The following is an 11558-nucleotide window of genomic DNA, read 5'->3' on the forward strand; positions in this document are numbered from 1 at the left end:
CGCCTGCACCTGTCTGATGGGTTCAAGGTATCGAATGGCTGGCGTGAAGAAATTGACCGAGGTCAATGGCGCCCGGAACCGGACGCGCGAGGCGGGTGCAGGCTTGACCTGCATCAAGTTTTTCAGCGTTTCTTGGGTTTGCCCTTGGACTTCTTCTTGGTCTTGCCCAGGGGCATGGCCTGCTCGAACGCCTGGCGCACTTCGTTCAGGCGTTTATCGTTGAGGTCATGGATTCGCCGGGCGCGTTCGGCACCGAGGTCGATCAGGTTGTCATCTTGGCTCATGGTCTGGCTCAGGAAGCGGGCTGCGATGCGTTCATAATGAAGCCTGTTGCCGATGCTGACCAGTACAGGGCCTATCTTCAGACTTCGATATCCACCAGCAGGCCCTGGCGCGACGGTTCATCCATCAGAGGCGCGACCGGCACGGTGTTGTCGGCATTGACTTCATCCCCCGGCAGCGCCTGATAACGCTCCTCTTCCTTGCCCGGCTGACGCCGCCCTTGCTGGCGACGCTGCTCTTCGCGCAACAGCAGCGCCGACTTTTCCGGGTCACGCTGCTTGAAGTCGATGGCTCCTTCGCTGGAGGCCGGTTGCGCAGGTACCACCGGCTTGATGTCCGGGGTCGGTTTGACCGGGTCCAGTTGCGAGGTCACGGGGGCGGCACTGAGCGGAATGATGGGCGGCAGCATGGGGGGTGATCTCCTGTCGCCAGTGTTTCGGCCATGGGGCTGCGACCTTGAGCCAGGCCCACCGAAAAGTCGGGGGTATGGCCGGGCTCGACGGTTTTCTTTGCTGATATTGCTAGACTCTTTGGTCTGTACAGTCCTATCCGTTAAGATAGTCGGCTTTTTCATGGCGGGAGTCAGGCAGTATGGCGCAGCAGTATCAACCGGGGCAACGCTGGATCAGCGACAGCGAAGCCGAGCTGGGTCTGGGGACCATTCTGGCACAGGATGGCCGCTTGTTGACCGTGCTCTACCCGGCCACTGGCGACACCCGCCAGTACTCCCTGCGCAATGCGCCGCTCACCCGGGTGCGCTTCTCGCCTGGCGACCAGATCACCCATTTCGAGGGCTGGAAGCTGACCGTGCGCGAGGTCGACGATGTCGACGGTTTGCTGGTCTATCACGGCCTCGATGGCCAGAACCAGGCCTGCACCCTGCCGGAAACCCAGCTGTCGAACTTCATCCAGTTCCGCCTGGCCAGCGACCGTCTGTTCGCCGGCCAGATCGACCCGCTGCCGTGGTTCTCGCTGCGCTACAACACCCTGGAACACACCAGCCGCCAGCTGCAATCCTCGCTCTGGGGCCTGGGTGGCACCCGTGCGCAACCGATCGCCCACCAGTTGCACATTGCCCGGGAAGTCGCCGACCGTATCGCGCCACGGGTACTGCTGGCCGACGAGGTAGGCCTGGGCAAGACCATCGAGGCGGGCCTGGTGATCCACCGCCAGCTGCTCTCGGGCCGTGCCAGCCGCGTACTGATCCTGGTCCCGGAAAACCTGCAACACCAGTGGCTGGTAGAGATGCGCCGGCGTTTCAACCTGCAGGTCGCCCTGTTCGATGCCGAGCGTTTCATCGAGAGCGATGCCAGCAACCCCTTCGAGGATGCCCAACTGGCCCTGGTCGCCCTGGAATGGCTGACCGAAGACGAAAAGGCCCAGGACGCGCTGTTCGCCGCCGGCTGGGACCTCCTGGTCGTCGACGAGGCTCACCACCTGGTCTGGCATGAGGAGCAGGTCAGCCCCGAGTACGCCCTGGTCGAGCAACTGGCCCAGGTCATCCCGGGCGTGCTGCTGCTCACCGCCACCCCCGAGCAACTCGGCCAGGACAGCCACTTCGCCCGTCTGCGCCTGCTCGATCCGAACCGTTTCCACGACCTGGCCGCCTTCCGCGCCGAGAGCGAAAACTATCGCCCGGTGGCCGAAGCGGTCCAGGAGCTGCTTGACGAAGGTCGCCTGTCGACCAAGGCCCACGCCACCATCGAAGGTTTCCTCGGCGCCGAAGGCGAAGCCCTGCTGGCGGCCATCAGCGATGGCGATACCCAGGCCAGCGCGCGCCTGATTCGCGAACTGCTCGACCGTCACGGCACTGGCCGCGTGCTGTTTCGCAATACCCGCGCCGCCGTTCAGGGCTTCCCTGAGCGCAAGCTGCACCCCTATCCGCTGGCCAACCCCGATCAGTACATGGAGCTGCCGCTGGGCGAGCACGCCGAGCTGTATCCCGAGGTGGCCTTCCAGTCCCAGGGCGATGCCAGCGAAGAGGAGCGCTGGTGGCGCTTCGACCCGCGGGTCGACTGGCTGATCGACACCCTGAAGATGCTCAAGCGGGTCAAGGTCCTGGTGATCTGCGCCCATGCCGAAACCGCCATGGACCTGGAAGACGCCCTGCGGGTGCGTTCCGGCATCCCGGCCACGGTGTTCCACGAGGGCATGAGCATCCTCGAACGCGACCGCGCCGCCGCCTACTTCGCCGACGAAGAGTTCGGCGCCCAGGTGCTGATCTGCTCGGAAATCGGTAGCGAAGGCCGCAACTTCCAGTTCTCCCATCACCTGGTGCTGTTCGACCTGCCGTCCCACCCCGACCTGCTCGAGCAGCGTATCGGCCGGCTGGACCGGATCGGCCAGAAGCACACCATCGAACTGCATGTGCCGTACCTGCAGAACAGCCCGCAAGAGCGCCTGTTCCAATGGTACGACCAGGCCCTGAATGCCTTCCTGGCCACCTGCCCGACCGGCAACGCCCTGCAGCACCAGTTCGGTCCGCGCCTGCTGCCGCTGCTTGAAAGCGGAGATGACGGCGAGTGGCAGACCCTGGTCGACGAGGCCCGCGCCGAGCGCGAGCGCCTGGAGGCCGAACTGCACAGCGGCCGCGACCGCCTGCTCGAACTCAACTCCGGTGGTGCCGGTGAAGGCCAGGAACTGGTCGAGGCGATCCTCGAACAGGATGACCAGTTCACCCTGCCGATCTACATGGAAACCCTGTTCGACGCCTTCGGCATCGACAGCGAAGACCATTCGGAAAACGCCCTGATCCTCAAACCGAGCGAAAAAATGCTCGACGCCAGCTTCCCGCTGGGCGACGACGAAGGCGTCACCATCACCTACGACCGCAACCAGGCGCTGTCCCGTGAAGACATGCAGTTCATCACCTGGGAGCACCCGATGGTCCAGGGCGGCATGGACCTGGTGCTGTCCGGTTCCATGGGCAACACTGCGGTTGCGCTGATCAAGAACAAGGCCCTCAAACCAGGCACCGTGCTGCTCGAACTGCTGTATGTCAGCGAAGTCGTGGCTCCGCGTTCCCTGCAACTGGGCCGCTACCTGCCGCCGGCCGCGCTGCGCTGCCTGCTCGACGTCAATGGCAACGACCTGGCCGGCCGGGTGTCCTTCGAGACCCTCAACGACCAGCTCGAAAGCGTGCCAAAGGCCAGTGCCAACAAGTTCATCCAGGCCCAGCGCGACGTGCTGACGCCACGGATCAACAGCGGTGAAGCCAAGGTCATGCCCCGTCATGCCGAACGGGTAGCCCAGGCCCAAAGCCGCCTGGCCGCCGAAACCGACGAAGAACTGGCGCGCCTGACCGCCTTGCAAGCGGTCAACCCGACCGTGCGCGACAGCGAGATCGAAGCCCTGCGCAAGCAGCGCGAACAAGGCCTGGCGATGCTGGAAAAGGCCGCCTTGCGTCTGGAAGCGATCCGGGTGCTGGTCGCCGGTTAAGCGTTGCCTTCATCGCCGGCGATGCCAGCTCCCCCTGGGAGCCGACATCGCCGGCGATGAACTCCCCAACTCCCGCACCTATTGCTTTTACCCCCTCCCCGTGCCCTTCTCTTTACCCAGCGATGCCGGGAAATTGTAACCATTCACTGTTTTAGAACCCTTCGCTATTGGCTCAATGACCAAATCGTAGAAGTCAATGTGCCATTAATCAGGATGGGTTAATCCTCCGTTTCTATACTGCTGCTGAACAGTCTCCAGACAGGCTTCTGGGGGACGAGTGAACACTCGAATAAGAGGCATGCTATGGAGTGGCTGGGCCTGGAAATGCTCGCCGACTTGCCGTCTACCGGCCAGATCATTCTTGAGTGCAAGTACAACCCTTATCTGGTGATGCTTGCCCTTCTGGTGGCGGGTGCCGGCAGTTTCGCCACCCTGAGCATGGCCGAGCGCCTGAACCACGTTGACCAACCGGCTGCCCAGCGACAATGGCGCCTGCTCGGCGCCTGCTGCCTGGCCGGGGGCGTCTGGGCCCTGCATTTCATCTGCATGCTGGCGTTCCAGGCGCCGATCGAGGTGCATTACGACTTCACCCTCACAGGGGTGTCGCTGATCATCATGCTGCTCGCCGGCTGGCTGGCGATGAACACCCTGGGCAACCGCGAGCTGCAAGCACGTCACTTCCTCCAGGCCGCCACCTGCATCGGCCTGGGCATCGTCGCCATGCACTACATCGGCATGACGGCCATTCAATCGAACGCCCAGCAGTTCTATCAACCGGACAGGTTCCTGGCGTCCATTGCCGTTGCCATCAGCACCAGTCTCATGGCCCTGCTGCTGGCTCGCTATTTCCGCTATGGCAGCGGCACCCTCCACCAGTTGCTCAAATACGGCGCCAGCCTGTTGATGGCCGGCGGCATCTTCGCCACCCATTTCACCGGCATGTGGGCCTTGACCCTGGTCATTCCTTCCGGTGCCAGCGTCACCCTGCCCACCGCCGACAACAGCCTGCAACTGAGCCTGACCATCGCCCTGATCACCTTGCTGATCAGCGCCAGCAGCATCAGCGCCGCCCTCTCCGACCAGAAACTGCAAAGCAAGGAACACGACCTGCGCCGGGTCAATGTGCTGCTCAGCCAGCTGGACCAGGCCCGGGTGTCCCTGCAGCAAGCCGCGCACTACGACGCCCTGACCAACCTGATCAATCGCCGCGGCTTCAACCAGGTGTTTGCCGAACGCCTGGTCGAGCAGTCGAGCAACGAGGGCATGCTGGCCGTGATGTTCCTCGACATCGATCATTTCAAGCGCATCAACGACAGCCTCGGTCATGACGCCGGCGACGAACTGCTCAAGGTCATCGCCGGCTATATCAAGGCCGCAACCCGCAGCCAGGATGTGGTGGCGCGCTTCGGTGGCGACGAGTTCTGCATCCTGACCGCCCTGCACAGCCGTGAGGAGGCCCGGCACCTGGCCCAGCGCATCATGCAGAAAATGAAGGAGCCGATCGACCTGGCCGGGCGGCGAATGGTCATGACCACCAGCATTGGCATCAGTATCTTTCCCGACGACGGTCGCAGCTGTGAAGAGCTGCTCAAGAATGCCGACCTGGCGCTGTATCAATCCAAAGGGTGCGGGCGCAATAGCCTGAACTTCTTCAACACCACCTTGAAGACCCGCGCCACCCTGGAACTGCAACTTGAAGAAGAGCTGCGCATCGCCCTGCTCGAAGAGCGCGGACTACGGATTCACTACCAGCCGATTTTCGACCTGCATACCGGCCAGGTGGCCAAGCTCGAAGCCCTGGTCCGCTGGGAACACCCGCAACACGGCCTGCTCAGTCCGGATCGCTTCATCGGCATCGCCGAAGCCAACGGCCTGATCACCGACCTCGATCTCTGGGTGCTGCGCCATGCCTGCCAGGACCTGGCCCAGCTCAGTCGCCATGGTCATGACGGGCTCAGGGTCACGGTCAACTGCTCGGCGCTGACCCTGGGCCGCGAGGAACTGGCCAGGGAAGTTGAAGATGCCTTGCAACAGGCAGGCCTGAGCCCTCAGCAACTCGAGCTGGAGGTCACCGAAAACGCCCTGATGGGCAATATCCACAGTACCATCGCCCTGCTCAAGGACATTCGTGCCCTGGGCGTTTCGCTGTCGATCGATGACTTCGGCACCGGCTACTCGTCGTTGGCCTACCTCAAGCGCTTGCCCCTGGACACCCTGAAGATCGATCGCTCGTTCATCCAGGATGTGCCCCGCAGCCCCCAGGACATGGAAATTGTCCAGGCAATCATCATCATGGCTCACACCCTGCACTTGCAGGTGATCACCGAAGGGGTGGAAACCCTGGACCAGTACCAGTTCCTTGCCCAGCAAGGCTGCGATTTCGCCCAGGGCTACCTGCTCAGCCGTCCCCTGCCGCTGGGAGATCTGCGCCCATTGCTCAAGGAACTGGACCAGCGCGAGCCGCGGGTGAGCGACTTCAATCCTTACGCCGGTACAGATCAATCAAGGTTGCCGGATCTTTTTGCAGATAGCCCTGACTACCGTGCAGGCGCATCAGCTGTGCGGCCAGGCCGCTGAGGGGCGTCGCCGATCCCTGCTCGCGGGAAAACTTCACGGCCGTGTCCAGGTCCTTGAGCAAGGTCCGCACATGCCACTTGACCGGTTCGAAGCGGCTTTCGGCCATTTGCGGTGCGAGGATCTGCAAGGGTTTCGAATCGGCAAAGCCACCGGCCAGGGCTTCGGCGATCAGGCTGGCATCGACGCCGGACTGTTCGGCCAGCGCCACCACTTCGGCAATCACCAGGGCATTGCAGGCGACGATCATCTGGTTGCAGGCCTTGGTCACCTGCCCTGCCCCCACCGGCCCCATATGGGTTACCCGCTGGCCCAGGGTCGACAAGGCCGGGCGCACCCGCTCAAGATCAGCCGCGTCGCCACCGACCATGATCGCCAGGCTGCCTGACTCGGCCCCGGGCGTGCCGCCTGACACCGGCGCATCGAGCCAGGCCATGCCACTGAGTGCCTTCAACTGCGCCGCCATTTCCCGGGTGGCGGTCGGCTCCAGGCTGGAAAAGTCCACCAGCAACTGCCCGGCCCTGGCGCCCTTGGCCACACCGTCGGCACCGAACACCACCTCGCGTACCACGGCGGTGTCAGCCAGGCACAGCATCACCACGTCAGCGGACTGACACAGCTCGGCAGGCGTCGCCACCTGGCGGGCACCGGCCTCGACCAGTTCCGAACATTTGTCCGGCGAACGGTTCCAGACCGTCAGCGGGTACCCCGCCGCCAGCAACCGCCGGCACATCGGCAACCCCATCAAACCGATTCCGGCAAACCCCAGCGAAGGACGTGCAGTGCTCATGTACAGCTCCAGGCAGATTAAAGAAGTTGATTGATTGGACGATTCAGTTGTCAGGCGTGACTAGGAAAACTCCTGTTCGGCACTAGGGTAACCCCTATCGCTCACGCCAGATGCGCACTGATACAGTCGCGAAACTTATCCAGTGATGGCCCTATGATATCTACTAGAACAGCCATCCACCCCCAGGCAAATGGCGCAAAATGACCTCCAAGACTACTTCTGCCAACGCAGTTTCCGAGCTGACGTCATCAACTCCCGCGTCCAGCCTCTCAGGGGCGAGGGAATTCTACAGCCCGCGGGCACTCAACCCGCAGCAGTACCTGTACTTCACCGAGGGCGATATCCAGCGCATCCTCGACAACCTCGACGGCCTGCGCGACCTGGTGTTTCCACCCAGTGTCCACGTCGAGGGAGAAAGCCAGCTGCGCCTGGACCAGCAGTTTCCTTCCGTTTGCCTGATCGGCCTGGGTCGCTGCGGGTCGAATATTGCCCTGGATGTTGCGGAACTTGTATACAACGCCCGCACCTTCTACCTCAACGAATTCAATAATGATGACCGGGTTGCCAACGAGCCGTCCTACAGCCCGGCACGCTGGATCCGCAACAACCTGCGTCTGGTGCAGAACAAGGGCAGCAAGCCGGTGTTCCTGGTCGAACCATTGGTCATGCTCGGTGACCTGGACAAAGACATTGCCGGCCGCATCCGCTTCTCGCGCAAGGGCGAAAAAAGCGGCTTCATTCGCGACTACAGCAAGATGAAGATCATGGACCTGTCGGAAGTCCATGCCGGCGGTGCAGGCAACGCGCCGATCCTGGGCCAGTACCTGGCCAAGATCATCCTCAACAAGGAGACCCATCGCTTCTCCAGCACCGACTGGAAGCTGATCCACTCCTACCTGATCGACTCCTGCGGGATCAAGGCCAACCAGTCACGGTTGTACTTCTATATCTTCAGTGCTGGGGGCGGCACCGGTTCGGGCATGGCCTCGGAGTTCGGCCTGGCCCAGCAGTACTCCTACATGAACAAGACCTTCGACACCAAGCCGGCCGACGAGAATGACGGCAAGAGCGGGCACTCGTTCGTCTTCGAGCCGATCTTCACCAGCGGCATTTGCGTGCTGCCGAACATTTCCGATCACCGCAGTGAAATGTCGGAGGCGCTGCATATCAACGCCGGGCGCCTGTTGTGCAAGTACCTGTCCGAGGAGTGGGACTTTTCCTATAACTTCGACAACGAAGACAGCAGCGAAGCCAGCGTCATGGGTCGCATCCGCCCTTGGAACGCGATGATGCTGATCTCCAACGACATCATGCGCTATGCCGAAGAGAACGATGACGGCAACATCCAGAACATCGATGTCAATGCCATGGAGAAGCACGCCAACCAGTACATCTCCCAGCAGATCTTCAACATCCTCACCGCCCAGGCGGTCACCACCGACTACGACCAGAACTACTTCCGTCGCGCCGGCATCGACATCGGCGAAACCATCCGCCTGGATGCCAACGACCTGTTCATGAGCCTGGCCGGCCCCGTGGCCATTGCCTATGCCGAGTCGGTGGTACCGGAACAGCCGATCCCGGGTTCGGACAAGTTCAAGGTGTTCGAGAAGGATCAGCCGCGCCTGGACATCGACGACCTGTTCTTCCGCTCCATCGACCTGCCGCACTTCAACAAGGTGACCCAGGCGATCGAGGGCATCAGCCTGTTGCCGATCGAGTCCAAGCGCTATCGGGCGGCCCTGGAGCAGTACAAGGCCTCCGGTTACGACGCAGCGGCCTTGCACGACCTGCATTTCTTCAAGAATTGCTCGTCGGTGGTGTCGATCGTCTCCCTGCCCAAGGACTACAAGCTGTCCTACATGGACCTGAACCGGCTCAAGACCCACCTCAACAGCCTGTTCCCCAACACCACGCTCAAGCGCTATGCGCTGGTGATCGGCGCCTCGGCCAACCTTTCGCTGACGACCCTGATCGCCAAGAGCCCGTGCCTGTCGGATGACTTCCTGACCCTGATCGTGGCGTTCATCAAACGCTGCTTCGCCCGCAACCCGTACCGTTTCGACGACACCCTGGACAACGCGGTGCTGGAGTTCATCACCAGCGACACCTTCGATGAGGATCGCATCGACGACCTGCTCAACGAATTCGAGAACCCGGCGAAAATCCTCGACACCAACTGGTACGCGATCAAACCGATGTACGAGAAGAAGTACCGTGAGCTGATCAACGACAAGAGCAAGTTCGTGTCGATCAACGACATTCGCCTGTCGAGGGAATGCGTGAAGAAAGCGGTGAAGTATCTGCGGGAAATTTACCGTCACCGTATTGGCAAGACGCGGGTGATCTCGCTCAATAGTCACACCGGGAAGGTGGACTATTAACTAAGCGGGCAGCCTTACGGCCTTTCGCCAGCTACGCTGGCTCCCACGATCCCCTGTGGGAGCCAGCGTAGCTGGCGATGAGGGCAGCACCGACTGTTACCGCCCCCTTTCAACTCAAGGTGACTGTTACCAACAGTCACCCTGCCTGAACACTCTCACGCACCAGAACCGCCTGCCTGTGCGTTTTCGCGCACCAATTCAGGGCGCGCTCAGCTTTTTTTCTTTTCCTGAATCACGATGAACGGCGAAACCACCACCGCCCAGATCTCTGGATCGCGGCTCTGGAGGTCTAGTGCCTGCTCCGCGGTGGTCGGGCCGACAGTGCCAGCATTACGCCATGCAGCCACGATTTCACTGCGATTCTCGGCCATTGCCTGTGCAACTTCGATCAGGTCCAGGGTCGGGTCGACCCAAATCAGGTCACCCTTGGCCCAGAAACGCTCCAAGGCTTTCCACTCGATTGTTGCCGTCTCACCGAGCAGTTTGGCATAGAGGGTGCTTGCTTGATCAGTCATGGGTTCCTGCCAGAAATAATTCGACTACTGTAAGAGGTCGGTATTTTTGCAGAAAAACCCGGTTTCAAATAAGTAATTGATCGAAAAGGACTTGAAAGCCAAGGATTGCTGCGCGTAACCGGGCAAGACCAGGCCGCTTTCCTGTAAGTTTCTGTCAATTAAGCGACACGCGCCGAATTTGCCCAGGCTGGCCTGCTTTTCAAGCGATAAAGCCGCGCTCTACACTGTACCGGTACAGTTGCCAGGGCAATTTCGGAGCAATCCGGGACCGATGGCGAGGCGTGGCCTCCCATGGAACCTGATCCGGTCCTCAAGCTCTGGCCGCCAGGACTATAAAAATTACAACAGAATGAGTGGAGCACTATGAGTAAGGCTACTAAGCAGATTTCCAAGCTGTTTGCCGCAATGGTACTGGCCGGGGTTGCCAGCCATTCGTTTGCAGCCGATACCATCAAGATCGGCATCGCCGGCCCGAAAACCGGTCCGGTCACTCAGTACGGCGACATGCAGTTCGTTGGCGCCAAACAGGCTATCAAGGACATCAACGCCAAGGGCGGCGTCGACGGCAAGATGCTCGAAGCCAAGGAATACGACGACGCGTGCGACCCTAAACAGGCCGTAGCCGTAGCCAACAAAGTGGTCAACGATGGCGTCAAGTTCGTGATCGGCCACCTCTGCTCCAGCTCCACCCAGCCTGCTTCGGATATCTACGAAGACGAAGGCGTAATCATGATCACCCCGGCTGCCACCAGCCCGGAAATCACCGCTCGCGGCTACAAACTGGTCTTCCGCACCATTGGCCTGGACAGCGCCCAGGGCCCGGCAGCCGGCAACTACATCGCCGACCACGTCAAGCCGAAGGTCGTTGCCGTACTGCACGACAAGCAGCAATACGGTGAAGGCATTGCCACCGCGGTCAAGTCCACCCTGGAAGGCAAAGGCACCAAGGTTGCCGTGTTCGAAGGCCTGAACGCCGGTGACAAGGACTTCTCGTCCATCATCCAGAAACTCAAGCAGAACAACGTCGACTTCGTCTACTACGGCGGCTACCACCCAGAGCTGGGCCTGATCCTGCGCCAGGCTCAGGAAAAAGGCCTGAAGGCCAAGTTCATGGGCCCAGAAGGTGTCGGTAACGACTCGATCTCGCAGATCGCCCAGAACGCCTCCGAAGGCCTGCTGGTTACCCTGCCCAAGTCCTTCGATGCCGACCCTGCGAACAAGGCGATCGTTGATGCCATCAAAGCCGACGGCAAAGACCCGAGCGGTCCGTTCGTGTTCCCGGCCTACTCTGCTGTCGAGCTGATCGCCGAGGGCATCAAGGCCGCCAAGTCCGAAGACACCGACAAGGTGGCTGCAGCCATCCACGCCGGCACCTTCAAGACCCCGACCGGCGACCTGTCGTACGACGAAAAGGGCGACCTGAAAGACTTCAAATTCGTGGTCTACGAATGGCATTTCGGCAAACCTAAAACCGAAGTTTCCCCTCAGTAATACCGTCTGACTACATGACTACAAGCCCACTGTGCGAGCAGTGGGCTTTGTTTTACGAGGTTCATGGGCCTGGTTTCCGCGATC

Annotated in this window: 8 protein-coding genes; 4 read left to right on the forward strand and 4 right to left on the reverse strand. The window is 61.1% G+C overall.

The window, feature by feature from the left end; genetic code table 11:
• Positions 1–122: 122 nt before the first annotated feature.
• Positions 123–284, reverse strand: coding sequence for a hypothetical protein (locus ACIQUS_RS18590; protein WP_403049502.1), 162 nt, complete (start codon positions 282–284; stop codon positions 123–125).
• 77 nt (positions 285–361) lie between these two features.
• The gene (locus ACIQUS_RS18595) at positions 362–691 is read right to left on the reverse strand and encodes an aspartate-semialdehyde dehydrogenase (RefSeq protein ID WP_403049505.1); all 330 of its coding nucleotides are present in this window, start codon (positions 689–691) and stop codon (positions 362–364) included.
• A 182-nt stretch (positions 692–873) separates the two neighbouring features.
• Between ACIQUS_RS18595 and rapA the strand changes: the two genes are divergently transcribed.
• Both rapA and ACIQUS_RS18605 read left to right on the forward strand, forming a co-directional pair.
• Complete coding sequence (rapA, locus tag ACIQUS_RS18600) at positions 874–3720, forward strand: RNA polymerase-associated protein RapA (protein ID WP_403049508.1); 2847 nt, start codon at positions 874–876, stop codon at positions 3718–3720.
• 303 nt (positions 3721–4023) lie between these two features.
• Entirely contained in the window at positions 4024–6297 is a 2274-nt protein-coding gene (locus tag ACIQUS_RS18605; RefSeq protein ID WP_403049511.1) for a putative bifunctional diguanylate cyclase/phosphodiesterase, read from the forward strand.
• Here ACIQUS_RS18605 and ACIQUS_RS18610 read toward each other — a convergent pair.
• Entirely contained in the window at positions 6197–7084 is an 888-nt protein-coding gene (locus ACIQUS_RS18610; protein ID WP_403049514.1) for an NAD(P)-dependent oxidoreductase, read from the reverse strand. The genes ACIQUS_RS18605 and ACIQUS_RS18610 overlap by 101 nt on opposite strands.
• Positions 7085–7284: 200 nt before the next feature.
• Here ACIQUS_RS18610 and ACIQUS_RS18615 point away from each other — a divergent pair, with 200 nt between their 5' ends.
• Entirely contained in the window at positions 7285–9468 is a 2184-nt protein-coding gene (locus ACIQUS_RS18615) for a hypothetical protein (RefSeq protein ID WP_403049517.1), read from the forward strand.
• A gap of 209 nt (positions 9469–9677) precedes the next feature.
• Here the strand turns inward: ACIQUS_RS18615 and ACIQUS_RS18620 are convergent, their stop codons facing one another.
• Positions 9678–9983, reverse strand: coding sequence for a DUF2288 domain-containing protein (locus ACIQUS_RS18620; RefSeq protein ID WP_403049520.1), 306 nt, complete (start codon positions 9981–9983; stop codon positions 9678–9680).
• 363 nt (positions 9984–10346) lie between these two features.
• Between ACIQUS_RS18620 and ACIQUS_RS18625 the strand changes: the two genes are divergently transcribed.
• Positions 10347–11474, forward strand: coding sequence for a branched-chain amino acid ABC transporter substrate-binding protein (locus tag ACIQUS_RS18625; RefSeq protein WP_403049523.1), 1128 nt, complete (start codon positions 10347–10349; stop codon positions 11472–11474).
• The last annotated feature ends 84 nt before the right edge of the window (positions 11475–11558 follow it).

It is taken from the genome of Pseudomonas sp. NPDC090755 (assembly GCF_044769005.1).
GTDB lineage: Bacteria > Pseudomonadota > Gammaproteobacteria > Pseudomonadales > Pseudomonadaceae > Aquipseudomonas.